Origin of the sequence: Pseudopedobacter saltans DSM 12145, assembly GCF_000190735.1 — a bacterium.
In the GTDB taxonomy this organism is placed as follows: Bacteria; Bacteroidota; Bacteroidia; order Sphingobacteriales; family Sphingobacteriaceae; genus Pseudopedobacter; species Pseudopedobacter saltans.
In genome coordinates this window covers 504,012-530,120 of record NC_015177.1, presented here as the reverse complement: position 1 = coordinate 530,120, position 26,109 = coordinate 504,012, and the positions used below count along the sequence as shown (strand labels likewise).

Sequence of the window (26,109 nt, the reverse complement as noted above, 5' to 3'; positions counted from 1 at the left end):
TTGCACACTTTATACGAATAGTGTATATTTTATAAATAGATGAGACAACTCAAGATTACGCAATCAATCACCAACCGTGAATCACAATCATTGGATAAGTACCTTCACGAAATTGGTAAAGTTGATCTAATTACAGCAGAAGAGGAAGTTATCCTCGCACAAAAAATCAGAGAAGGCGATCAGGCAGCCCTAGAGCGCTTAACAAAAACAAATTTACGTTTCGTTGTTTCCGTAGCAAAACAATACCAAAATCAAGGATTAACCTTAGGTGATTTAATCAACGAAGGTAATCTCGGCCTCATCAAAGCCGCAAAAAGATTTGATGAAACTAAAGGTTTCAAATTCATTTCTTATGCCGTTTGGTGGATACGCCAATCTATCTTACAAGCCATAGCAGAGCAATCTCGTATCGTACGTTTGCCATTAAACCAAGTAGGTTCATTAAGTAAGATCAGCAAAGCGTTCTCTAAACTAGAGCAGGAATATGAAAGAGAACCGTCTCCTGAAGAGTTAGCAGACATTTTAGAAACTACAGTTGATAAAATTTCTGACACTTTAAGTAATTCAGGTCGTCATGTATCTATGGATGCTCCATTTGTTCAGGGCGAGGAAAATACATTATTGGATGTTTTGGAAAATGATAATCCAAACACAGACAGTATGTTAATTGACGAATCTTTATCAGAAGAAATTAAACGCTCATTGTCTACATTGACAGAAAGAGAAAGAGAAATTATCGTATTATTCTTCGGTTTAGGTTCCAATCACCCTCTATCTTTAGAAGAAATCGGAGAAAAATTTAATTTAACCAGAGAGCGTGTACGTCAGATTAAGGACAAAGCCTTACAAAGATTACGACATACTTCCAGAAGTAAGATCTTAAAATCTTATTTAGGATAAAAAATCCTGAGAATAAAACAAAAAATCCCAAGAAAGAATCTTGGGATTTTTTGTTTGTTGCCTCCCAAAGCACCTATATTAACCATTATTACCTTATTACAAACAATATAGGCATTATGAACACAAATTACATCTGTAAAGAAAGCTTCGTGAATACACCCTTAAAAATGACTATAAGAGCCAGAGATAACAGTATATGAGTGCAATTCTCAATGAAATCCATCTTGATAACTATAACTGAGGCATGGTAGATAAAGTGTAATATTCATAATAAGTCATTTTTAAGGTTGGCTCTATTAATAATATACCATATATCAATGGTATATCTTTTGCAGTTTTACCAACGGCACATTTTATTTGAGTAGCATTCCCCTCGGAAAAGTCTCTCATTTCAGTCCTATTAACGCTTTAAGGTATAAATAAAAGAAGGAATTACAACAATATCCGCTGGTTTTCAAACAAAAAAATATCTTTAAATGTATTTAAGGTATCGAATAATATTATGAAAGAACTCCCTATCACAGTTATCAGATCTCTCGAACTATTAGGAATAGTATTAGTAATCCTAATATTTTATGTTGGAGCAAGTATTATAATGCCTATACTACTCGCCTTCTTCATCAGCATTATGCTTCTTCCGGTTCACCGATTTTTAAGATCAAAAAAAATTCCCGAAATTCTGTCTATAGTAATTTCAATTTTACTATTAGCTATCTTTTTAGGAGTTATCATTTGGTTTTTTTCTGCTCAGGTGACTAAACTGATTAATGAGTTTGACCAGATTAAAACAAACGTCAATAATCATCTGAACAATCTAAGCCATTGGATAGATAATAAATTTGGTTTTTCCAGTAAAGAACAAACAAAATTTATTAACGAGCAAAGCAACAATATCTTAAATTCTCTTGGACAAATATTAGGAGGTGCCATGGGCTCGTTTTCCGGTTTTATTGTTTTCTTTGGCCTTTTACCTATTTACATATACCTCATGTTATTTTACAAGAACTTGTTCTTAAAGTTCATCTTTATGTGGTTTTCCGAGAGCGATCACGAGATGGTTAAAGATAGCTTAAAGGAATCAGAGACCATTATTAAAAACTACCTTTTAGGTTTAGTTATACAAATAAGTTATATGACCGTATTACTTGGTGGCCTTATGACTATTTTTGGAATAAAGCATGGGTTACTTATAGCCATTATTTTCGCTATCTTGAATCTCATTCCGTACATAGGAGCACTTTTCGGAAACATAATTGGTGTTTTACTTACTTTATCCGCTACTGAGGAATTATCGGCGGTAATAACTGTATTAATTATAATTTCTGTAGTACAATTTTTAGATAACAACATCTTAATGCCCAGGATAGTTGGATCAAAAGTTAAGATAAATGCTTTTGCAGCTATATTTGGAGTAATTGTAGGTGGAACAGTAGCCGGAATAGCCGGAATGTTTCTGGCCCTGCCGCTTATAGCTGTTTTAAAAATAATTTTTGATAGAACAAAAATCTTAAAGCAATGGGGGGTGTTACTTGGCGATGAAAGACCGAAAGAAAATGTCATGTAAAAAAGAAGGCTGTCTCGCAAAAGGCAGCCTAGTTAGTATTCTTAAAATGCTGATTATTTATTCGGCTGGGGAGTTAATCTCAAATAAGGTTTTACCTCTCTGAATCCTTTTGGAAATTTTGACGGAATATCTTCAGTCTTAATAGAATTAGAAACAACAACATCTTCTCCTTCTTTCCAATCGGCAGGAGTAGCTACGCTATAATTAGCTGTTAATTGTAAGGAATCTATAACTCTTAATATTTCCTGGAAATTTCTTCCCGTAGAAGCAGGATAAGTTATAATTAGCTTAATCGTTTTATCTGGCCCAATTACCAGTAAAGATCTTACTGTAAGAGTGGCATTTGCATTAGGATGAATAAAATCATAAAGCTCTGAAATTTTGCGTTCAGGATCTGCTATAATTGGAAATTGAACATCAACATTCTGCGTTTCGTTGATATCTTTAATCCACCCTTGATGCGAGTCGACATCATCAACACTTAGTGCAAGAACCTTTACATTTCTTTTTTCAAATTCTTCCTGTAATGCTGCCGTTCTCCCTAGCTCTGTTGTACATACCGGAGTATAGTCTGCAGGATGAGAAAAAAGTACAGCCCAGCTGTCTCCTATATAATCATAAAAATCAATTTCGCCTTTCGAAGTCTGTGCTTTGAAATTTGGCGCTATGTCTCCTAATTTTAAACTCATAATATTATATATTAAATGGTTTTACAATCTCTACTAATTTAGTCGACAAAAATTCAAAATCAAAATTTTGTTAATAAAACTTGGGAACATGACATTATAAAAACAAAAAAAGTCTGATAAATTATCAGACTTTTTCCTAAAACGAACTTTCGTATCTAGTATCTTATTTTACTGTATCAACAATAGCTTTAAAAGCTTCTGGATGATTCATTGCTAAATCAGCCAATACTTTTCTATTTAAACCAATGTTTTTAGCAGCTAATTTTCCCATTAATTGAGAATAAGAGACTCCGTATTGACGAGCACCAGCATTGATACGTTGAATCCATAATGCTCTGAATTCTCTTTTCTTAACTTTCCTGTCTCTATAGGCATATTGTAAACCTTTTTCAACAGTATTTTTAGCAATAGTATAAACTTTGCTTCTTGATCCCCAGTAACCTTTTGCTAGGTTAAGGATTTTTTTTCTTCTTCTTCTTGACGCTACTGCGTTAACCGAACGTGGCATAATTTTGAATTTTTAGTAAGCGGTGATCTGTAAAAGATTCTTGTAAACCGAGTACCTGGTTAATTAATAGATTACTTTCCTATACAAAGCATAAACTTAACGTTACCCATATCAGACTCATGTACATAAGCAGTGTGAGTTAAGTTACGTTTTTGTTTTGTAGTTTTCTTAGTAAGAATGTGGCTTTTATAAGCACTTTTTCTTTTCACTTTACCTGTTCCAGTAAGCGAGAAACGCTTTTTAGCACTGGAATTGGTTTTCATTTTTGGCATAACTATGCTTTTTAATTTAACCTGAATTTATTTTTTAGTCGTTTTAGGTGCTACTGTTAAGAACATTCTTTTACCCTCTAACTTAGGTAATAGTTCTACTTTACCATAATCTTCTAAAGCCTGAGCAAATTTCAATAACAGGATCTCTCCTTTTTCTTTATAAACAATAGCTCTTCCTTTAAAATGCACATAAGCTCTTACCTTCTCTCCTGCCTCCAGGAAGCTTATAGCATGTTTTAATTTAAACTGGTAATCGTGATCACTGGTATTAGGACCGAAACGGATTTCTTTTATAACAGTCTGCTTAGCATTAGCTTTAATCTCTTTAAGCTTTTTCTTTTGCTCGTAGATAAACTTGTTATAATCAATAATTCTACACACAGGCGGATTAGCATTAGGAGAGATTTCCACAAGATCTAACTCTTGTTCTTCTGCCATAGCTAGTGCTTGTTCTATAGGATAAACACCTTGCTCTATATCTTCTCCTACTACCCTTACTTCCTTAGCTCTAATTCTTCTATTGATATTATGAGCTGGCTCTGTAGTTCTTCTTTTGTTATTGTTCGGATTCAAATTCGTTTTTATAAGATTCCTCCAGTTTTTGTTATTTAATTTTTATTTCGTCTAACAGAAGACTTTTAAATTCTTCTATTGTCATACTTCCTTTATCACCTTCGCCATGCTTACGAACAGAAACCATGCCATCCTGCATTTCTTTTTCGCCTATAATTAACATGTACGGAAGCTTCTTAACCTCTGCGTCACGAATCTTCCTTCCTATCTTTTCGTCACGTAGGTCAATCAAGCCGCGAATATCGGAATTATTTAATGAATCTAAAACTTTTTTACCATATTCCTCAAATTTTTCTGAAATCGGAAGAACTATAAATTGCTCTGGTGTAAGCCATAACGGGAAGTTACCAGCACAATGCTCTATCAACACGGCAACAAATCTTTCCAGAGATCCAAAAGGTGCTCTGTGAATCATTACCGGCCTGTGTTTTTGATTGTCACTTCCTGTATATTCCAACTCGAAACGCTCTGGCAGGTTGTAATCTACCTGAATGGTTCCCAATTGCCATTTACGTCCAAGGGCATCTTTAACCATGAAATCCAATTTTGGCCCATAGAATGCCGCTTCACCGGTTTCTACAACAGTAGGCAAGCCTTTTTCCGCAGCAGCCTCAATGATCGCATTTTCAGCTAATATCCAGTTTTCATCAGATCCAATATATTTCGATTTATTTTCAGGATCTCTTAGCGAAACCTGAGCTATATACTCATCAAAACCTAAAGCTTTGAAAACATACAATACTAAATCGATTACTTTTTTAAACTCTTCTTTAACCTGGTCCGGACGACAAAATAAGTGAGCATCATCCTGAGTAAACCCTCTTACGCGAGTCAATCCATGAAGTTCACCACTTTGCTCATAACGATAAACTGTACCAAATTCTGCCAATCTTACCGGAAGATCTTTATATGATCTTGGTTTTGATTTATAAATTTCGCAATGATGCGGACAATTCATTGGTTTCAGGAAGAATTCTTCTCCCTCTTGTGGAGTTTTTATTGGTTGAAAAGAATCCGCTCCGTATTTATCGTAGTGTCCGGAAGTAATATATAAATTCTTATGACCGATATGCGGAGTTATAACCTGATCGTAACCCGCTTTTTGTTGAGCTTTTTGTAAAAAGCTTACTAAACGCTCTCTTAAAGCTGTTCCTTTAGGTAACCACAACGGCAAACCTAAACCAACTTTTTCTGAGAAAGTGAATAATTCCAACTCCTTTCCTAACTTTCTGTGATCACGTTTTTTGGCTTCTTCTATACGTTGTATATATTCTGTAAGCTCGCTTTGCTTAGGAAAAGAAACCCCATAAATACGGGTTAACTGCTTTCTTGATTCATCTCCTCTCCAATAAGCTCCGGCTACATTAGTCAACTTCAGCGCTTTGATAAATCCTGTATGCGGTATATGTGGTCCGCGGCATAAATCGGTAAAGTTCCCCTGGCTATAGAAAGTAATTTTTCCATCTTCAAGATCCTTAATCAAATCTAATTTATACTCATCGCCCTTTTCAGTAAAATAGGCTAAAGCATCAGACTTAGAAACGGCTTTTCTTTCGAAAGTTTCCTTTGTTTTTGCCAATTCCAGCATCTTATCCTCGATTTTTCTCAAATCGTCTGAAGAAAAGTCTCTGTCACCGAAATCTACATCATAATAAAATCCCGTTTCGATTGCCGGACCGATACCAAATTTCGTACCCGGATAAAGTGCTTCCAAAGCTTCCGCTAATAAGTGGGCTGATGAGTGCCAGAAAGTAGACTTTCCTTCATCATCATTCCATGTCAATAATTTAACGGTAGCATCATGCTCTATCGGTCTGGAAGAATCCCAAACTTCTCCGTTTACTTCTGCTGCTAATACGTTCCTTGCTAAACCTTCCGAAATGGAAAGCGCTATTTGATGTGCTGTTGTTCCCTTTTCATATTCCCTTACGGAACCATCGGGAAGTGTAATTTTAATCATTTACAACATGATTTAATGTTTATAAAAAATATTTCAATACACTTATACAAGTAAGTGTGAGGTGCAAAAGTAATAGTTTTAATGTAATTTGCTGTTAAATCAATCTAATATTATGGATTATCCGATTTCAGAAAAGAAAAACAACATGAAGAGTAAATACACTAAGGAGATGGATTTTCCTATGTTATTAGCTATCAGATTTTTATTCAACTACTGTATTTCTTTCAATAGCAACCTAGACTTTCTATAAACACCAGATTCCCGATCTATTTTTTTGAGCCATTCTTCAGCGTTCTTTTTATCCTTCTTTCCCAGGTAAGCCAAGGCCAGATAATAAGCGGCCTCATCTTTAAATATTGATTCTCCCTGATAAACCTGTTCTAGATATTCTTTTGATTGCTCAAAATTATTAGTTTGACTTAGAGAAACACCATAATAAAACTTCAGCATATCATTATCTGGATCAGTAGCTAATAATGTTTTCAGCTTTCCTTTTGCCTCTTCAAAGCGATGTTTATTAAAAGCTTCGGTTGCATCTTTTAGCAAACTGATATTATCACCACTTCCCCTTTCTTCAACAGAAACCATTTTTGCATCAAAAAACTCATTATAGCTATTCTGATTCCATGGCGCCCAGATAAATAGCGCCATAAGAATTGCAGCGGCAACGTAATAGAATTTATTTATCCGAAGTTTTCTAACCGGTGTTTCTTCCTGATTGCTAAAATAGTCCCATTTTAACCTTCGCAGATTTTCTTTAAATGCCAGATCATCTATATCATTTCTATGTTTATGAGCTTTTAAAGCGCCATTTATCTTAATATAAAGCTCATAATCTGCCTTTAACTGACTATCTTGTTCAAGTTCAGCTTCAAAATCAGTTCGTTCCGTTTCGTCCATTTCCCGATTGATAAAACGGATAATATCTTCTACATTAAACCTGTTCATCTCTTTTCCTTATTTCAGATTTTATCATTTGCATTAACGATCCTACACATTCCGATTTCTTTTTTCGCAAATAACCATAAGTAACATTCAATTTTTCTGCTATTCTCTCCTGATGTTCGTCTATTAGTGTTAAGTTTATGATTTCGCGACATTTTTCAGATAATCGTTCAAACATCTTCACATACAGTTTACTTTGTTCCTCTTCCTCTAATAGTTTATCTGCCTGAAGAAAAACATCCTCACCAATTGATAATAAATCATCTTCATTATTTGTTACCTGTAGATTTGATTTCTTCTTCAACTGATTCAACCACTTACGCTTACATACCATCAGAAAGAAAGGCTCGAACGGACAAGTTAGTTGTAAGCCTTTATATTTCGCCTGATTATAAATATCTATAAGTGACTCCTGAAAAATATCCCCTGCATCATCTTCCGTTCCACTGTTGCTAACAATTAAGCGCTTGACTTTAGACGAAAAACGGGAATAGATTTTCTGTATGACGGAACTATCATTTGACAATAAGCCTTCCAGATAATATTGATCTTCGTGTTGCTTTCTCAAGATAAACGGTTTATAAAGTATAATATCAAAGATAAATATTCAATAGTACAATATTAAAATCGCTATAAATCCCTAAAATAAAGAAACTTCTATCTAAGGCCACTGAAAAAAATTAAAATATTTTCAGAAACAGGGGTAACAATGTTCAGACCTATTTGATATCCCTATGAAACAAATCTGAAAAAGCTATGAACACAACTCAAGAATTATTAATGAAATGGCTGATAAACATTGCAATGTTTCTGGGTCTGTTCCTGCTGATACAGATACTGTGATAAACTATTAATCAAATTAAAAACACAAAATCATGAAAAATTTAAAAATAACAACTGCACTATTACTTTTTGCGTTAGCAGTAGCTTCCTGCAAAAAAAATGACAACGAAAAATTCCAATCTATTTCAGATAGTAAAGAATTTATTCAGCAAAAAGGTCCTAAGGTCCAGAGAATAAAGATCAACACCACTATAGATAACGAAGTAAAACTCGCTGGAGGAACAACTATTAAATTCAGAAAAAATTGTTTTACAAAAAATGGAGAACCTATATCTGGCGATGTGATTATCGAAGCATATGAAATATTAAACCGTAAAGATGTATTAATGAGTGGAACGAATACGAATCATAGCAGCGGAGCGCCATTAATTTCCCAAGGTTTTATTTTTATAGATGCCAAGACAAACGGGCAAAGTGTAGACCGGAATCTAAAAGAACCTGTAACCATTACTATGGCGGCAAATGGAGATAGCTATACACAAATTTGGGAAGGAATAATCGATGACAACGGACAATTTGCATGGAACGGAATTCCCAGAGCAAATGGAAACGCCAACGACTTTTTCGTTAAAGCCAGTGCTTCAGACAGCTTTATCTTTGATTTCGGTAAACTGGGATGGATAAATTGTGATGTGTTCTATTCAAATACCAGCCCAAAAACGACGGTAAAGGTAACAGTAGCAAATAATCCGGGTTCTATGGCTAGCTTTATGGCAGCAAACGGCGAAACGTTTGTTTATTTCTGTGCCAAAGGCGAAAATGTTGCAGCTCAGCTTTATACTCCAGATGGACCTAGTGCAGTAAAAAGTTATAATGATTCTATGCCAATCGGAGCACTTGGAAAATTCATATCCTTCTCCATTAAAAACGGTAAATTTTATTACGCAGAACAGGAAACTACAATAACAGCAAATCTAGACCTTACATTAACACTTACGGAAACAACGGAAGCCGCGATACAATCGGCAATTGACAATTTAAACAACTATTAACCCAAAACAGAGGTCGGGGAATTTCTTTGACCTCTGTTTTTTTTCTATTTTAGGATCTACTAAAATAAACCCATGAGAAAACCTGTACTTCTGCTGTTATTCATCATTACAGCTTTTTTTGGTTTCAAAGACGTTTCAGCACAATCTCCAATTGCTAATGATACAGTTCCGGCTAAAATTATTTATCACATAAACGATGGTCAAGTATCTTTCAATTCGGAGCTTAGGCCTTTAAGACCAATAGCAGGTGCTCCGGCTCCCTTCTACAGTTATTTCTGGGAATTTGGAGACGGAAATTTTTCATTTTTACAAAATCCTACCCACGTATACGCGGATAGTGGAATATATGCTCCCCGATTGTATGCAACCAACAATTATGATGATGGGAATCCTCCACCCATGCGACCGGGAAAGTTAAAAACCTCGAAACCAGCAGTTAAATCAATGTTGGCTTCCACTAACTTTTTTAAAGACAAACATCAAATTGCTCTGCAAAGCAACAGGATGCCCAAGCCTCAGGAAGAAATGGTAGTTATTTTGGGTTATAAGAATTCAGATTTAATTAATCCTTTAACTAAAAGCGGTACAATTGCTTTTTTTTATAATGATACTCAATTCGAAAAAGACAACTTTAAAATAACAGATATCAGGACTCATCACGGAGAAGAAAAAACAGATCTTGGCCGATTAATCACATTAGGTTCTCTAAAATCAACAAATGTAGATTTTTACGCCAGAAGTGGTCCAAGTCCATTATCCTCCATTGCAAACACAAATTCTTCCAGAATTATTCATGAACAAAAGGCCGCTTTTAGAAATTCGGAAGCCTGGAAGTACAATAACCTGCAGGCAAACGAAGAGCGATTTCTATTTTTAAGCCTACAAACCACACCTGAAATGATTAAAGATACTAATGCTGTCGTTAATCTTTCTGCCGTTTTCATTCCTGATGATCCACTGGCTGAAATAGACATCTACAAATTGGAACTTCAGATTGTGGCCTCCCATGACCCCAATAAAATGATATTGAAAAACCGTTCTATGAATTACAGATTCTTAGGCAAAGACAAAACATTGACTTATAAAGTCCGCTTTCAAAATACAGGAAAAGGACCAGCTAAGAAAGTTGATGTCGGCGTAAGCATTCCGGAAGGTTTAGATGTTCAATCGGTGAAAATAAAAGATTCCAATCCTAAACTTATATTATGTAATGCTGCTTATACAGGACAAAGCTGCCTGGATACTATCATAAAAAAAGATAGTATTCACTTTGTTTTTCGTAACATTTACCTCCCCGGTGTGCAACAGGATGGTGTAAATGATAAAGATTCAACCAAAGGATATATAGAATATCAAATTAAGTTTAAAGAAAAGCCTAAAAAGCTTCCATTTGCAAGCTCTGCGGGAATAGTTTTCGACAAAAACGAACCTATTTATACCAATAAAGCCAAAGGAAAATTCAAACCAGGAATTTCTCCAGGGATTATGGTCGGTTATGGGAGTCTAACATCAGCTACTTCTGTAAAAGGAATTGGCGATAAAAGTTATACCCTTGGTTTCAGTATTTCACCATATTCTCCTTATAGAAAATATCTGCAGGCCGAACTATTTTTAAACACTTATGAGACCACTAATGATTTGATAAACGTTTACACATTAAGCAAAGATACGTCGATGTACGGCAACCAAACCTTTCAGATAATTACTGGTCGGGAAATTTATAGCCAGACAAAAAAATTCAATCTGGACCTGGTTCCCGCACATTTAAGATACAACCTGAACAATTATATAGGCTTGGGTATAGGTGCTTTTACTTCTCTTACAATCTCAGAAAGCACAAAACTGGTTCAAAGAACAAATCTTTTGGATTATAGCAGAGATGCCGCCACCGGGTCAAAAGAACCTCAAAAGATACATGATGACATTTTATTAAGCAAAAACAATAAAAGCTTCGCGATTGTTAATGCCAGTATATTTGCAGACCTCCAATTGGGTTTAGTAAGGAAAGGACCTGCTCTCGGAATCAGATATTTACAGGGTGTTAGTAATAAAGACAATCGCATATTTGCTTATCTTAGTTTTAAACTATAAGAATAGCTCAACTTCGCTAGCGCTCAGTTAATTTTTTATGAGCTATTTGTGCGAGGCAGGTATATTTTTAAGATATAACAGCATATACCTAAAAAACATTTTTCCGATTTTCGGGGCATAGCCAAGAACCTGCCTAAGCGGCATAAAAAATTAATAGATGAATTTTAAACAGGCTCTTATTTATCTCTTTTTTATTTTATCTCTGTTTACGCAATCAGTTTATGGAAATATTGATGACTTTAGAGACAGCCTAAAAAGTTTTAAAAAAGAAGATAAGCTTACCGGATGGATAGATTTAGGCATAGAAGAAGCCATTAACAATATAGGCCAAAGCATTCTTTACCTCGATGAAACAGAGAAAGGTGCATGGCGCAAACCTAAAACAGATGAAGAAAAGGAAGCCTGGTTATTTCTGCTAATTAATCAGGGATATTACCAATTATATCATGGAGACATCAATAACTCTATCAATAAATACGAATCAGCTTATAGTTTCTATCAAACCGAGAAAATCCCTATCGATATTGAAGAATATATCCTAAAACCCTTAGGAAATAATTATACCCGAATAGGTGATTTTGAAAGAGCTATTTTTATCCAGAACCAAAGCTTAGATATTGCAACTGCTGAAAAAAATGACACTTTAGCCGCTTCCATACATAATAATCTTGCCATAACATATCTTAGTAAAGGCAATTTGAAAGAAGCACAGAAACAAGCAGAATTAGGTTTACAACTGTCAAAAGAAGAGAATAACATCTATGGACTTTTGTATTCTACCAAAGCGAAAATCCTGTATGAACAGCAGGAATATAAGAACGCACTAATTTCTGCAGACAAAGCTCTTAAATATCTTAAGCAAAAGAAAAGTACGACTTATTGGCAAATAAGTGCCCATGATATCATTGCTAACATTGAACTTAAAAATGGAAATTATGCCAGCGCTGAAAAACATATTCAGGAAGCTTTTAATTTAATTTCTACAGATCGAAAACGTGAATATTCTTCCTTGTATATTTTAAAAAGCAGATTATATTTCCAAAAGAAGAACTATAAATCAGCCTTAAAATCGATAGATGAAGGACTTGCGATCTTAGACAATCAGTTTAATGAAACTCAGGGTTTCCCAAATACAAAAAATCTTTATCCGGAAATAAAACTGCAACTTGCTTTGGTCCTTAAAGGCGATATTCTTGCTGCTACCAACCGAAAAGAAGAAGCGCTTACTGCGTACCTATTAGCTAACCAGGTCTCCGAATTATTGAGATCAGGATACACCTACCTCTCATCAAAGAAAAAGCAACAGGAAGAAGCCAAACTCAACGCCGAAAAAATAATAGAAACCGCTTACTCGCTGTGGTTGGGAAGCAAAAATGAAAAATTTGCCAAGCTTATTTTAGAAACATCTGAAAAAACCAAGGCCAGACTCTTATTCGACGAGCTTAAGTTTAATCAGGAACGTTTTGCTTCTAAAAACAAAGCCTATACAGATATATTAAAGCTGGAACAAACTATCAATTATTACGAGAAGCAGAAAAGAATCGAAAATACCTCGAGGTTTGATAAAAAATTAGACAATCTACATTTTCAGCTATCTTCCCTGCGAAAATCCAACAATCTTCAAAACTATGTCCTAAATATCAGTGCAGATGAGTTAACCTCACAAATCCCTAAAAAAGTACTGGCATTGGTATTTTTTGTTGGTAACCAAAATACATATATCATTACAGCTTCCTCGATGGGCATAGCCAGCATTGCGAAAATTAATGATTCTGGTTCTCAGGAAAAAGAAGTCGGAAACTTCATCAACACCTATTTCTACAATGGGCCAAACGCCATGATTAACAAGCCAAAATCATTTTTCAACGAATCTTATAAAATATATCAATCTATTTTCTCTCCATTAAAACTTACCGGTTATAACGATTTACTGATAATTAAGGACGGTATTTATAATTACCTGGCTTTTGATGGACTTATTAGCAGCAATCGATATACAAAAAAAATTAAGGAGTGGCCCTACCTGATTTCCAATAAAAAAATCAGATACCAATATTCCTTATACAATCTGAATAAAACTGACAAAGGATACGATAATCTTTTGTTTTCGGGCTTCTTTTTAAGCAAAACGAGTGATAATCCAACGGTTATTCCTTCTGTAAATTATGAGTATAACGCTTTGAAAAACATGATCGATGGACGTTTTTATAGTAATGAAAGAGTAAATTCGGATATTCTGAAAGATAAAATTGAAACCAGTAATATTTTACACATAAGCAGCCATGCCCATTTAAGTGATTCTACCGCCGAACCTGTTCTGGAACTGTTTAATGAAAAGTTTTACTTATTCGAGATTGAACCAAATCGTTCATTTCCGAACCTTGTTGTTCTAAATGCCTGCCAAACCGGAAATGGGGAGTTTATCAGCGGAGAGGGAATTGAAAGCTTAGCCAGGGGTTTTCTTGCTGCAGGAACAAAAGCTGTAATATCTTCTTTATGGAGGGTTAATGATGAAGCTGGAGCCAAAATCTTAGTTTTATTTTACAAAAATCTTCTGAAGAGCACTAGCCCTGTTGATGCTTTAAGAATGGCTAAGTTAAATTGGATACATAGTCATAAAACCAGTGATATTATGGCTCTACCCTATTATTGGGATAACACTGTTTATACCGGATCGGATATGCAGATTACTTTTAATAAAGCTTTTAACAAAACTTTCTATATTATTGTTGCCGCTATTATAGCCACAATTTTAGCTTTAATTATTATTGTTTATTTATCTAGAAAGCCGAAAGCTTAAAGCGAAAGTCAATGCCACTTATCATAATTAATAAATTTCCCATCCAACTCCTATCCAGTAATCTAGACTTCGGTCTCCAGACATTCGACTTCCGACATATTAACGAACTAAAATATTGGCTCTTCAATCCATCCGGATGTTAAAACGTCTGCCAGGTGCATAGTTTTTAACGGAAGATTATGAGCATCAATATAGCCCTGTATTTGCATTAAGCAAGAAACATCTGTAGAAATAATATATTCTGCACCGGTAGCCATTGCATTATTTACTTTTTGCTCCGCCATGGCTGCAGAAATTCCTTCAAACTTTACAGCAAATGTCCCTCCGAATCCACAACAAACTTCCTGATCCTTCATCTCTACCAATTCCAATCCGTGAACTTTTTCCAGCAGCTTTCTTGGTTCGGATTTTATTTTACATTCCCTAAGGCCGCTGCAAGAATCGTGATAAACAGCAACACCTTCTAGCTCTGCTCCAAAATAGTCTTTATGTAAAACGTTTATCAAAAACTCAGAAAGCTCATAAATATTACTTTGTATACTTCTGCATTTGTTATGTATAGCGGTGTTAAAAAACAGATCGTTATATGCATTTCTTACCATTCCTGTACAGGAAGCGGAAGGAGATACAATATAATTCTGTCCAGAAAAATCATTTAAGAATTTGCTTCCTACTTTTTTCGCATCATCCCAATAGCCAGCGTTATAAGCAGGCTGTCCGCAACAAGTCTGATCCGGATTATAAATCACATTACAACCTGCCTTTTCTAAAACCTTAACCGTATTTCTTGCTGTTTCTACATAAAGCTGATCGACAAAGCAAGGGATAAACAATTCTACATTCATGTATTAATTTTATATACTAACCAAGACTACTTCATTAAACTCACAAAACATACGAAGTACTAGCTCTTTGTGTTAATCCGTTATATTCAATAGCTTTCAAATTTGATAATTTTTAAGGGATTTCTTTTCTTTTATTACAAGAGAAAACAAAATACTTATTGCAATCACAAAAAATATCCCTAAAAACAATGCTGAATAACGCATATTACCTGTCATTTCCTCTATCAAACCGAAGCTAAACAGACCTGCCACAATTGCCAGTTTTTCCGTTACATCATAAAAACTAAAAAATGATGCATTGTCTGATGTTTGTTCAGGTATCAATTTAGAAAAAGTAGATCTTGATAAAGATTGTATTCCCCCCATTATTGTACCAACAACTGCGGCCAGAACATAAAACTGGTATTCCGTTGTAATAAAATATGCGCTGATGCAAACTACAATCCAGATACTTACAACAGCAATTAAAACTTTGATATTACCATATCTATGTGATAATTTCGACATTAATATGGCTCCGCCTATCGCTACCAGCTGTATAATAAGAATAGTTGCTATTAATTTAGACGTTCCCAGTTGTAATATTTTTTCGCCGAAACTCGCCGCAACCAGCATAATTGTTTGTACTCCCATTGCCGAAAAGAAATAAGAAGCCAGGTATTTCTTAAGAACAGTCATTTTAGACACTTCATGCCAGACCTTTTTCAGGTTGTCAAAACCATTCAATAGCTTAACTTTTTCGGCTGCTTTAAAATTCGGACTGCCTTTCGGTAATACCCTGATAGATATTTGAGCAAAACCTATCCACCAGATACCAACCAGCAAAAATGATAACCTGGCAGGAAAACCGGCATCAGTTATTCCAAAAAGCTCTGGTTTAAGTACGAAAATAAAACAGATAACCTGTAAAATCACGCTTCCCACATAACCATAGGCAAAACCTTTGGCACTTACAGCATCCTGATTTTCCTTCGAGGCTATTTCCGGCAGATAAGAATTGATAAACACTATACCTCCGCAATAACCCAAAGCCGCCAGGGCAAAAAATATCAGACTAACTTCCAATGTTTCTAAAGTAAAAAAATAGAGTCCGGCACAAGCCAAACCTCCCAACCATGTAAACAGCTTTAGAAATATCTTTTTATTTCCATGAAAATCCGCCATCGAAGTCAGTAAAGGTGATATCATGGCAATAACCAGATAAGCCGCAGCCAATACATAGTTAGATAACGCAGTATTTACAAAATCAAAACCAAAGAATTTAACCTTATCACCAAATTGCTCTGTAGTAGTTATAGCTGTATAATAAGCAGGAAAAATAGTTGAAGTGATAACCAAATTATAGGATGAGTTTGCCCAGTCGAACATAGCCCATGACTTCACTACTTTTTTATTGTCTTTTTCTATCATAATGTATCGTAAAAGTAGCTAAACTTACAATTATACTCTGCAAAAATGTTTTTTCCACTTATCTTTCTCAAGTAATTATGTATTTGTGGAAAAAGAGATAAAAACAATTAACGAATATATTGAGCAGTTTCCTATAGAAAGAAAGGAAATCCTTCAAAAATTAAGGAAAACAATTTTAGAAAATTTGCCTACAGGTTTTGAAGAAACTATAAGTTATGGCATGATTGGCTACGTTGTACCTCACAGGATTTATCCTGATGGTTATCACATAAATTCACAACTACCTCTACCTTTTATAAATATAGCTTCACAAAAGAGCCATATTGCCATTTATCACATGGCTTTATATGCCGATGAAAATTTGCTAAACTGGTTCAAACAAGAATATGCTAAACATAGTCAGGCAAAACCTGATATAGGAAAAAGCTGTATTAGATTCAAAAAAACAGAGCAGATCCCATTTTTATTAATAGGCAAATTGGTTAAGAAAATAAAAGTTCAGCAATGGATAAAACTATATGAAAGTAGCGTAAAGAAATAAGAGCTATTATATAAAAAGCTTTAAGATAGGAGCTATTGGCAACTAACATTCACTCCTTCCAGAACATCCTGTTTATGAATATCAATCATTATAATAATATGAATCATCAAAAACATAAAACGAACTAAAACTTCTCCTCGACCCCTAAACCAAATAAAGCAAAATCATATTTAACCGGATCAACTGCATCAAACTTCCTTAAATTTTCAGTCAGCTCGACCGCGGTTTTCCAGTCTGTTTGCTTACGGTCTATCATACCTAACTTTCTTGCTACCCTGTCTACATGAACGTCACAAGGACAAATCAGCTGAGATGGTTTAATCCTGTCCCAAATTCCAAAATCCACCCCACATTTGTCTTTTCTAACCATCCAGCGTAAAAACATATTGATACGTTTACAGGTTGCATTTTTCATAGGAGACGAAATATGCTTTACTGTCCTTTGCGGAAAGTCTTCCAACGAAAAAAAATAAGATCTGAAATAGTTCAAATTATTTTCCACATGTGGTAAATTCAGTAAACTATTATAGCAGACATTGGTTTCCGCTTTCATATCGGAGATCTGCTCCGAAAGATATTCATCTCGCATTTCCGATGGCTTAAAAGGAAGAAAAGCATCTTCCAGACTGTTGAACTGTTGGTAATGCTGCTTAAAAAACTGAATAAAATATAAGGTATCGGTGTAATTGAAAGTGCGATGTTTAAAATTCTCCAAACGCTTTAAATCAGATTCCTGATGGTTAAGAATAAAATCATATGGTGCTCCATCCATCAGGCCTATCAATTCCTTTGATTTTTTAATAATGGTGACACGCTGTCCCCAGGCAAGAATAGAAGACCAAAAACCCATGATTTCTATATCCTGTTTTTTAGTAAAAAGATGAGGTATACAAATTGGATCATTTTCTATAAATCCAGGTTGATTATATTGAAGCACTTTTTTATCCAGAAACTCTTTCAGCTCCGCTTCACTATTAAAACTTTTTTTCATTTCTAAACAAAGGTAAGTATTCCTCCGATACTAAAATCCAGCTAAAAAGACTATCTTTGTACAAAAAGGGGTGCTGGTTTTCGGCTGAGATTATACCCATTGAGAAAAACGTCCCAAAGCGCTTTTTTCAAACAACTGATCCAGGTAATGCTGGCGTAGTGATAAAAAATGGACACAATCTTCCCTTATTGACATATATTTTAACTAAAGGGTTACATTGGCGGATATGCAAGATTGGTTGGTTCTTTTCTTATCTCAAATTAAAGAGACTGGATTATTAGAGTGGTTAGCGGTACTCTTTGGAGTATCAGAAGTGCTTTTAGCAAGAAAAAACAATATCTTGTTATACCCTACCGGGATTATTTCTATTTTATTATCATCATATCTGCTATTCCACGCCAAGCTTTATGCAGAAACTTTGCTAAATGCTTATTATCTGATCATGAGTATTTACGGATGGTATTTCTGGATACATAAAAAATCAAGACCCGACGTAAAAATTAGCTGGACTACAAAAAAGGAAATGATTACAGCAATATGCATCTCGGTTTTCGGATTTTTTATACTTCACTTTTTTCTGGTTAAATACACAACATCCGACGTTCCGTGGGAAGACGCCATTGTAGCTTCTACAGCATGGGCAGGAATGTGGCTTTTGGCAAAAAGAAAAATAGAAAATTGGATTTTCCTCAATATATCAAATATCATAGCTATCCCTTTGCTTATTCACAAACATCTTCCCATGATGGCTATGTTAACATTATTTCTGTTTGTCGTTGCTATTTTTGGCTATTTAGACTGGAAAAAGATTTATAAAGAGGAATTGAATATGATAAAAAAATAAATCGCCAACATATTTCCAATGAAAATGGAATAAAACAAAGAATATAGAAAATGTCACACTCTTTCAGTCCCAGCTGGACAGAAACCATCAGAAAATATGCAGCGGAAGCTGAACAATTAGGCCAACTTCACCCTGGAATGCTGGACTTAGTTTACAACAATAATTGGTTCAATCTGTATGTTCCGAAAGAATATGGAGGATTGGAAAAACCACTTCCTGAAATTTTAAGGCTGGAAGAAAATCTGGCTAAAGCTGATGGAAGTCTGGCATGGACAGTAACCCTGTGTAGTGGAGCAGCATGGTTTGCAGGTTTTTTGGATAAACATTTGGCAAAGGAAATATTCAAAGATCCAAAAGCATGTTTCGCTGGTAGTGGAGCGGTAGGCGGAACTGCGTACAAGACTGCTGATGGGTATATGATTAATGGTACATGGAAATACGCCAGCGGTGCGCTACATGCAACTATTTTAACAGCTAATTGCTTAATTGTAGATAGTTCCGGAACCGCAATATTAGACGATAACGGAAAGGAGCTGATAAAATCGTTCATTTTAAAAAGGAATGAAGTTGAAATTCTAAGCGAGTGGGCTTATTTCGGATTAATAGCCACGGGAAGTCATGCTTTCAAAGTAGACAATGTCTTGATTCCGAATAACAGACTATTTGAAATAAATGGCGAACTGCAAATTGATATCCCTTTACTAAATTACCCGTTTCTTCAAATGGCAGAAACAACGCTTGCGGTTAATTACTCGGGCATGGCACTTCATTTTGTAGAACTGGTTGATGATTACTTTTATACAAGAACGGGTATAAAGCGATATTCTGGTGAGCAGGTCGTATATTTTGAAAAGGAGTTTGCAGAATTAAAAGAAAATTTTCAAAATGTTCGCAATCAATTTTTTGCAAAAGTTGATTTATCCTGGAAAGAATTCTCTGAAAAAGGAAAATGCACTGCGAATACCTTAAGCTCTGTAAGCAAAAAGAGCCGTACGCTTGCGCATACAGCCCGAAAAATGGTTGATTCCCTATATCCTTACTGTGGTTTGGAAGCCGCTAAAAAAGCAAGCGAATTAAACAGAGTTTGGAGAGATCTTCATACTGCTAGTCAACATTCATTATTGACTTTTGATTTTTAGGTTCTTGAAATAAAAACAATAAGCTATTATAAGAATATCCTTAACTGTTTTTATTAATCCTTCATCTTCGGCGCAGTATAATTATCGACAGGGTTTACTTCTATCCATGACTGCTCTTTACCATCCGCATCCTGCTTAAGACAGGCTGTAAAAAAAGCTGTAACCTTTCCCTTCTCGTTAACAAAAACAAAAGGCCTTTCTCTTCTCCTAAAAGTCGTTTCCGAACCATCATCATAATTTACAGTTTTTGTATAAACGGATTCTTTGGAAAGTAATTTATAATTTACACCGTCTTTAGAATAATATTGGGCTCCGTTCTTGCCAACTCCTGTAGCGTCAGCTCTAAAATCGCTTAAAATAACATTATACTGTTTATCGGCATACCAAATCGTAGGATCCTCCAATTGATTTTTACCTGGTAAAAGATTCTCTCCATTGTTAAGAATGGTATATTTTCCATCAAATTTTGGGGCAGTTGCACCCTGTGCTATTCTAATATCATTAATGGATTTGCGAGCAAAGACATATACACTTCCGTCTTTATGAACTAATGGAGCAGGATTAGAAAACGACATAATAATAGAATCAGACCTTTTCCATGGACCGGTAATATTATTAGACCACGCATAACCAGTCTCGTTAGCACTTGAAATATAATACAGAACGTACTTATCACCTGCTTTTACAATTTTAGGATTATGTGCCCTGTCATTATCCCAATAACCATCTCTTTTTTGTATCACTACTTCCTGGAAAGTATAAGGCCCGAGTAAGTCTTTAGAGGTTGCTCTAACTATTTCAGAATACTTGGTCCAACCGCCTAAGCCATATTTTTCCGGCCATCTGGAAGCAAACATATGGTAGGTATCTCCAACTTTTATAACTGTAGGACACCATAAAATATAGCCTTCCATCTTAAATCCACCTTTCTTTACTGCCGGTTTAATGGCATCTTTCAATGTTTGAGCATTGCTAGTAGCTGCCAATGCTATAAACAATACAAGGAAAATTTGTGATAATATAATGCGCTTCATCTTCTGATAATTTAACAGGGCAATAAAGCAATAATTTAAAACAATCAATTAAGCCAAAAACGCGATATAGTATCTCCTATTGGCTTAGAATAAAAAAAGGAGAAGCCAATTTAAGACCCTCCTTTTCATTTAAATCAATATTTTAACTATTATTTTTTTAAGGCATCTTTTACATTCTGCATTTTTTGGTCAGCCTTATCTGCAGCATTCTTTACATCTTGTTTTGCTCCATGAGCTGCATCTTTAACGTCCTGTTTTGCCTGATTAAGGTTTTGTTCAGTTTTATTTGCTGCCTCTTTAGTTTTATCTTTTACATCCTGTGCTGTAGATTTTGCACTCTCAACTGCATTATCAACACCTTGCTTAATATCCTGTGCAGCAGAACTGGCGGCTTCTTTGGTTTTTGCCCAAGCGGCTTTCGCTTCATCAAGAGCTTTTCTGGCTTCTTCTTCCGCTTTTTTATCCCCTCTGGCAATCGCTTCATCAAGCTCTTTCTGTGCTTTGTCTACCTTCTCTTTCATTTCCGATTCAGCCTTATTTACAGATCTATCTAACGAGTCAATAGCATTATCTACTTGCTCGCCCGCAGTTTGTTGTTTGGCATTGTTATTACAAGCCGCAAAAGTTAAAGCAGATGCCATAACTGCTAAAAATGCTAATTTTTTCATATTTAATATTTTTTTTGTTTTAGATAAAACATTAACAGTAATTGTTCATTAATGTTTTTGACACACTATTTTTATCCAGCTGATTTTCTATTATTTATTGGTAATGTATTATGGATATTATTATGTGATTTTTTATTACGTCTTTAAACCTCATGCAATAAAAAAGGTGAGAAACCCAAAGCCTCTCACCTTTCAATAAAATATGATTAAATCTTTTACTAATAAGCTCTCGCAAATAAAACCCGCTGAGTAGAAGGCTTTCCTGTCAGGATACAAACACCTTCTTCTTGTTCATTATTTAAAGGGATACACCTGATAGTAGCTTTTGTTTCCTCTTTTATTCTTTGTTCTGTCTCAGAAGTTCCGTCCCAATGAGCAGCTACAAAACCCGGTTTCTCATCAAGAACACGCTTAAATTCTTCGTAAGTATCAACTTTAGTTGTATTCTCTTCTTTAAACCTATGTGCCTTTTGATAAATATTATTTTGTATTTCTTCCAATAGACTTTCTACAACATCTGCTATATTATCTCTGGACATTGTTTCCTTCGTTCTGGTATCCCTTCTCGCTACTTCAATGGTATTATTATCCAAATCCCTTCCTCCTATAGCTAAACGAACAGGTACTCCCTTCATTTCATACTCTGCAAATTTAAAGCCCGGTCTTTGTGTATCCCTGTCGTCATATTTAACAGAAATACCTTTCGCTTTTAATTGAGCAATAATATCATCTGCAACCACTGTTATTCTGGCCAATTCTTCTTCCCCTTTATTAATCGGTACAATAACGACTTGAATTGGCGCTAGTTTTGGAGGAAGAACTAAACCTGCATCATCAGAATGAGCCATAATTAAAGCCCCCATTAAACGCGTGGAAACTCCCCACGAAGTAGCCCATACAAATTCTTGTTTACCTTCCTTGCTTGTAAATTTCACATCAAAAGCTTTCGCAAAATTTTGTCCTAAAAAATGAGACGTACCTGCTTGCAATGCTTTTCCATCCTGCATTAATGCTTCTATACAATAAGTATCTAATGCCCCTGCAAATCGCTCGTTTGCAGTCTTTTTACCTCTTACAACCGGTAATGCCAACCAGTTTTCCGCAAAATCAGCGTAAACTTCAAGCATTTTTTCAGTCTCTTCTACCGCTTCTTCCCTTGTAGCGTGTGCAGTATGCCCTTCTTGCCATAAAAATTCAGCGGTTCTCAGAAATAATCTTGTACGCATTTCCCATCGCACTACGTTTGCCCATTGATTAACCAGAATAGGTAAATCCCGATAAGATTGAATCCAGCCTTTATAGGTATTCCAAATAATAGTTTCTGAAGTTGGCCTAACGATCAATTCTTCTTCCAGCTTAGCCTCTTCATCAACAATAATATTTCCTGTTCCGTCATTTTTTAGTCTGTAATGAGTTACAACAGCGCATTCTGTCGCAAAGCCATCAACATGAGATGCCTCTTTTGAGAAAAATGACTTTGGAATGAATAAAGGAAAATAAGCGTTTGAATGTCCTGTTTCTTTGAATTTCTGGTCTAAAACAGATTGCATTTTTTCCCAAATAGAATAACCGTAGGGTTTAATTACCATACAGCCTCTAACTGCGGAATGCTCTGCCAAATCGGCCTTAGCTACCAATTCATTATACCATTGTGAATAATCTTCAGCTCTACTTGTTAATCCTTTGCTCATAAACTATGTTGGAATATTTTTTGTATCTATTATTTTGATTTTAATGCTGCCAAAGTTAAAAAATATTAGGCGGATTAAGCTTGTTAATATTTTAAACCTTTTTGTCTCGATGCAGTCAATATCTTTGTATCGTAATATTTACTTAAAACGTATGAGTTAGAGAGAGATGTTAGCTATATTTAAGGAACTAAATCTGAGGGAAATGAAAACGAAGATTACACATATATTATTAGGTAGCTTTGCCTTGGTGTTGGCAAGCTGCGCTACTAGCCAAACGACTGTTCAGAACGCCTCAAGTGGGGATGATGTATATAGTTCAAACGTCGAAGCCAAAAAAATCACTTATACCCCTAGACGAATTGAGGATTACCAAACCAGTAATGGTAATGACTATTATTATGACGAAGATCAAAATGAGTCCAGAATAGACATTAACCGTAGAGCACCATACAGCTGGAGAGATTCGTATTATGACAATTATTTAAGCTATGACCCATTCTATTATGATCCTTTTTATTCTAACAGTTGGTATAGACCTGGATTTTCCGTAGGGTTAGGTTGGAATAACTGGGGCTGGAACAGTTGGTCAATTGGATGGAATAATTGGGGATATGATCCATTCTATTATGGATATGGATGGAACAGCTGGTATTATAATCCCTGGGCCTATAATCCTTGGTATGGTCCGTATAGATATAATTATTGGGGAATGTATTCAGTTTACAATCCAGTTTATTGGGGCGGCGGCTATTATGGTGGCCTTTGGAATGGCAGAGTTGTTGAAAATAATCCAAGACCTAGCAGAGGCGTTTCCGGTGTAAGACCTGATCGTACCGGTAGCTCATCAGGAAGAGTCGGTACCAATACTCGCTCTGGCGGTAGAATACAGATGCCAGAGGGAAGACCTTCCAGAACAGAAGGTACTGTAGGCAGACCAGGTACTAGCGAACGCCCGGGAACAACCAGACCGATGACAAGACCGGAGAGTGGCCAAAGCGGTACTCGTCCAACCAGATCTGAAGCTCCTCAAAGAGTAGAAAGACCGGCTCCAACCGAGTCTTCAAGACCACAAAGCAGACCAGAGAGATACTCTCCTCCTCCGCAACAATCACCTTCTTCATGGGGTGGCGGAAGTTCATCTTCCGGAGGCGGTAGCAGTAGAGGAAGCTCCGGTGGTGGTGGCGGAAGACCATCCAGATAAATTTAAGAGTCCGCTTGTCCGGCAAGCGGACTTTTATTATCCGTTCATTTTAATATTTAAGCATCATGAAATTAACAAATATATTAGGGTTATTATTGGTTGCGGGGGCCTCTTCACAGCAGGCTTTTGCACAATATGAAGGAGATGCGCTAAAGTTTTCTGGAACTGAAAGCAGTACAACTGCCCGATTTGGGGCTTTAGGTGGGCAACAAACATCAATGGGAGGCGATTTAAGTTCTATTTACGGTAACCCTGCGGGGCTAGGTATGTTTAGCAGGTCTGAATTTGCTTTTACCGTAGGGCTAAATAATTACAAAAACAAATCTGAATTTTTAGGCCAATCTACCTCTAGCTCTGTGTTTAACCCCACTATAAACAATATTGGGATTGTATTCCATTCTCCGGTTTCTAAATTTGGAGATAATACAAAAAAAGGATTAGTAGCTGTTAATTACGGTATTGGCTATCAGAAAAATAATTTTTTCAAGAATAAGATTCGGTTTTCTGGTGTAACTTTTGAAAATGGTTTAGGAGATTACTTAGCCGAAGCTGCCAATAGGGATGGCGCTTCTGATCCGGAAAAATTATCAGACAATATCGTTTACGGAGGTTGGCAAGGTTATTTATTTGATCAAGATAATACTGGCAAATACGCACCAAATACTTATAGTGATGGAGACCAGAACATGAATATTTTGAGATCGGGAGGACAATCAAATTTAGATCTATCGTTTGGTTTGAATTTTGGGAATAATGTTTACGTGGGAGCTGGGGTCGGAATTGCGTCTTTAAATTATAAATCGCAGGAAACATTAAACGAGTCCAGTTTATTTGCTGATAATGGATCTCCGTATAATGTCGATTTTTTAAAATCTTATAATACTGAAGGTTCAGGTGTAAACTTTAAAATTGGCGCTATTTTAAAGCCTGTTAACGAACTAAGACTAGGTCTTTCGCTGGAAACTCCAACTTATTATGATTTAACAGATACTTATTACGAAAGGATAGATTTTTTAAACACCTTTAATACTTCTGTATCTCAGGATCAAGACTTTAACTTCAATTACAATCTAAGAACACCTTTAAAATTAAATGGTGGTATCTCTTATATATTTGGTCAAAAAGGTTTTATAAGTGCTGATGTTAATTTTGTAGACTATTCAACCATAAAATTCACTTCCAATGAATCAGCTACCGACAGAAATGTTAACAACTACATTCAAAACAATTACAAAGATGTAGTGAACTTTGGTGTTGGTGCAGAATATAAAGTAAGCAACGAATTTGCTGTTAGAGCGGGTTACCGTCATATGGGAGATCCTTATGTTAAAAGTAGTGTTGATAATTCTGTAAACAGATATTCTGGTGGCTTTGGCTATAGAGTAGGAAATTACTCTATTGATGCTGCTGTAATGGTTTATGATAACAAAGATGGTTATAGTGCATATACATTAAGTGGGGGAAATGAGCCTTACGCAGATATTACAAAAACAACAACCAGAGTTTCTTTAACTTTTGGAGCGAGATTTTAAATAAAAAAACTATATTAAAAGGGTGCTAAGAACAAAGGGGAACTATCTTCATATTCTTTGCACCCTTTCTGGTATA

The 26,109-nt window shown here is 35.5% G+C and carries 24 protein-coding genes; 10 read left to right on the top strand and 14 right to left on the bottom strand.

Translation table 11 applies throughout. From position 1 onward, the window contains the following. Positions 1-39: 39 nt before the first annotated feature. Positions 40-900: a sigma-70 family RNA polymerase sigma factor gene (locus PEDSA_RS02210; protein ID WP_013631522.1), complete on the top strand. Its 861-nt coding sequence runs from the start codon at positions 40-42 to the stop codon at positions 898-900. A gap of 231 nt (positions 901-1,131) precedes the next feature. Here the strand turns inward: PEDSA_RS02210 and PEDSA_RS20210 are convergent, their stop codons facing one another. Continuing rightward, positions 1,132-1,290 carry a hypothetical protein gene (locus tag PEDSA_RS20210; RefSeq protein WP_013631521.1) on the bottom strand — a complete coding sequence of 53 codons (159 nt, stop codon included), beginning with the start codon at positions 1,288-1,290 and terminating at the stop codon, positions 1,132-1,134. A 112-nt stretch (positions 1,291-1,402) separates the two neighbouring features. Between PEDSA_RS20210 and PEDSA_RS02205 the strand changes: the two genes are divergently transcribed. Then, complete coding sequence (locus tag PEDSA_RS02205) at positions 1,403-2,464, top strand: AI-2E family transporter (RefSeq protein ID WP_013631520.1); 1,062 nt, start codon at positions 1,403-1,405, stop codon at positions 2,462-2,464. Positions 2,465-2,517: 53 nt separating this feature from the next. Here the strand turns inward: PEDSA_RS02205 and PEDSA_RS02200 are convergent, their stop codons facing one another. The 7 genes from PEDSA_RS02200 to PEDSA_RS02170 form a co-directional block, all read right to left on the bottom strand. Further along, positions 2,518-3,153 (bottom strand): peroxiredoxin, encoded by a 636-nt coding sequence (locus tag PEDSA_RS02200; RefSeq protein WP_013631519.1) that lies wholly within the window; start codon positions 3,151-3,153, stop codon positions 2,518-2,520. Positions 3,154-3,316: 163 nt separating this feature from the next. Then, a complete protein-coding gene (rplT, locus tag PEDSA_RS02195; protein WP_013631518.1) occupies positions 3,317-3,661 on the bottom strand; it encodes a 50S ribosomal protein L20 in 345 nt (114 codons plus the stop codon). Positions 3,662-3,732: 71 nt separating this feature from the next. Then, positions 3,733-3,933, bottom strand: coding sequence for a 50S ribosomal protein L35 (gene rpmI / locus PEDSA_RS02190; protein ID WP_013631517.1), 201 nt, complete (start codon positions 3,931-3,933; stop codon positions 3,733-3,735). Positions 3,934-3,960: 27 nt separating this feature from the next. After that, positions 3,961-4,506 carry a translation initiation factor IF-3 gene (gene infC, locus PEDSA_RS02185; RefSeq protein WP_013631516.1) on the bottom strand — a complete coding sequence of 182 codons (546 nt, stop codon included), beginning with the start codon at positions 4,504-4,506 and terminating at the stop codon, positions 3,961-3,963. 31 nt (positions 4,507-4,537) lie between these two features. Beyond that, a complete protein-coding gene (gene thrS / locus PEDSA_RS02180; protein ID WP_013631515.1) occupies positions 4,538-6,466 on the bottom strand; it encodes a threonine--tRNA ligase in 1,929 nt (642 codons plus the stop codon). A 210-nt stretch (positions 6,467-6,676) separates the two neighbouring features. Then, positions 6,677-7,414, bottom strand: a complete 738-nt coding sequence (locus tag PEDSA_RS02175; RefSeq protein ID WP_013631514.1) for a tetratricopeptide repeat protein — start codon at positions 7,412-7,414, stop codon at positions 6,677-6,679. Next, on the bottom strand, positions 7,401-7,979 hold the full coding sequence (locus tag PEDSA_RS02170; RefSeq protein WP_013631513.1) for an RNA polymerase sigma factor: 579 nt from the start codon (positions 7,977-7,979) through the stop codon (positions 7,401-7,403). Before PEDSA_RS02170 ends, PEDSA_RS02175 begins: the two co-directional genes overlap by 14 nt. A gap of 307 nt (positions 7,980-8,286) precedes the next feature. On the opposite strand from PEDSA_RS02170, the gene PEDSA_RS02165 reads away from it, so the two are divergent. The 3 genes from PEDSA_RS02165 (at position 8,287) to PEDSA_RS02155 (ending at position 14,137) form a co-directional block, all read left to right on the top strand. Beyond that, complete coding sequence (locus PEDSA_RS02165) at positions 8,287-9,246, top strand: hypothetical protein (RefSeq protein ID WP_013631512.1); 960 nt, start codon at positions 8,287-8,289, stop codon at positions 9,244-9,246. 72 nt (positions 9,247-9,318) lie between these two features. Continuing rightward, the gene (locus PEDSA_RS02160) at positions 9,319-11,337 is read left to right on the top strand and encodes a PKD domain-containing protein (protein WP_013631511.1); all 2,019 of its coding nucleotides are present in this window, start codon (positions 9,319-9,321) and stop codon (positions 11,335-11,337) included. Positions 11,338-11,494: 157 nt separating this feature from the next. After that, the gene (locus tag PEDSA_RS02155) at positions 11,495-14,137 is read left to right on the top strand and encodes a CHAT domain-containing protein (RefSeq protein WP_013631510.1); all 2,643 of its coding nucleotides are present in this window, start codon (positions 11,495-11,497) and stop codon (positions 14,135-14,137) included. Positions 14,138-14,244: 107 nt separating this feature from the next. Here the strand turns inward: PEDSA_RS02155 and PEDSA_RS02150 are convergent, their stop codons facing one another. Beyond that, positions 14,245-14,982, bottom strand: coding sequence for a (Fe-S)-binding protein (locus PEDSA_RS02150; protein ID WP_013631509.1), 738 nt, complete (start codon positions 14,980-14,982; stop codon positions 14,245-14,247). Positions 14,983-15,078: 96 nt separating this feature from the next. Then, entirely contained in the window at positions 15,079-16,392 is a 1,314-nt protein-coding gene (locus PEDSA_RS02145) for an MFS transporter (protein WP_013631508.1), read from the bottom strand. Positions 16,393-16,477: 85 nt separating this feature from the next. Between PEDSA_RS02145 and PEDSA_RS02140 the strand changes: the two genes are divergently transcribed. Further along, positions 16,478-16,933: a DUF1801 domain-containing protein gene (locus PEDSA_RS02140; protein WP_013631507.1), complete on the top strand. Its 456-nt coding sequence runs from the start codon at positions 16,478-16,480 to the stop codon at positions 16,931-16,933. Positions 16,934-17,057: 124 nt separating this feature from the next. Here PEDSA_RS02140 and PEDSA_RS02135 read toward each other — a convergent pair whose 3' ends face one another. Continuing rightward, complete coding sequence (locus tag PEDSA_RS02135; protein ID WP_013631506.1) at positions 17,058-17,924, bottom strand: TIGR02757 family protein; 867 nt, start codon at positions 17,922-17,924, stop codon at positions 17,058-17,060. A 226-nt stretch (positions 17,925-18,150) separates the two neighbouring features. On the opposite strand from PEDSA_RS02135, the gene pnuC reads away from it, so the two are divergent. Then, positions 18,151-18,768, top strand: coding sequence for a nicotinamide riboside transporter PnuC (gene pnuC / locus PEDSA_RS02130; protein WP_013631505.1), 618 nt, complete (start codon positions 18,151-18,153; stop codon positions 18,766-18,768). A gap of 50 nt (positions 18,769-18,818) precedes the next feature. After that, positions 18,819-19,907 (top strand): acyl-CoA dehydrogenase family protein, encoded by a 1,089-nt coding sequence (locus PEDSA_RS02125; RefSeq protein ID WP_013631504.1) that lies wholly within the window; start codon positions 18,819-18,821, stop codon positions 19,905-19,907. A 53-nt stretch (positions 19,908-19,960) separates the two neighbouring features. Here the strand turns inward: PEDSA_RS02125 and PEDSA_RS02120 are convergent, their stop codons facing one another. The 3 genes from PEDSA_RS02120 to proS form a co-directional block, all read right to left on the bottom strand. Further along, complete coding sequence (locus tag PEDSA_RS02120) at positions 19,961-20,941, bottom strand: glycoside hydrolase family protein (protein WP_013631503.1); 981 nt, start codon at positions 20,939-20,941, stop codon at positions 19,961-19,963. Positions 20,942-21,090: 149 nt separating this feature from the next. Continuing rightward, complete coding sequence (locus PEDSA_RS02115; protein WP_013631502.1) at positions 21,091-21,609, bottom strand: hypothetical protein; 519 nt, start codon at positions 21,607-21,609, stop codon at positions 21,091-21,093. Between the two features lie 218 nt (positions 21,610-21,827). Further along, positions 21,828-23,300: a proline--tRNA ligase gene (gene proS, locus PEDSA_RS02110; protein ID WP_013631501.1), complete on the bottom strand. Its 1,473-nt coding sequence runs from the start codon at positions 23,298-23,300 to the stop codon at positions 21,828-21,830. Between the two features lie 202 nt (positions 23,301-23,502). Here proS and PEDSA_RS02105 point away from each other — a divergent pair, with 202 nt between their 5' ends. Both PEDSA_RS02105 and PEDSA_RS02100 read left to right on the top strand, forming a co-directional pair. After that, a complete protein-coding gene (locus PEDSA_RS02105; RefSeq protein ID WP_013631500.1) occupies positions 23,503-24,501 on the top strand; it encodes a hypothetical protein in 999 nt (332 codons plus the stop codon). A gap of 65 nt (positions 24,502-24,566) precedes the next feature. Continuing rightward, complete coding sequence (locus tag PEDSA_RS02100; RefSeq protein WP_013631499.1) at positions 24,567-26,033, top strand: OmpP1/FadL family transporter; 1,467 nt, start codon at positions 24,567-24,569, stop codon at positions 26,031-26,033. Positions 26,034-26,109 lie beyond the last annotated feature (76 nt).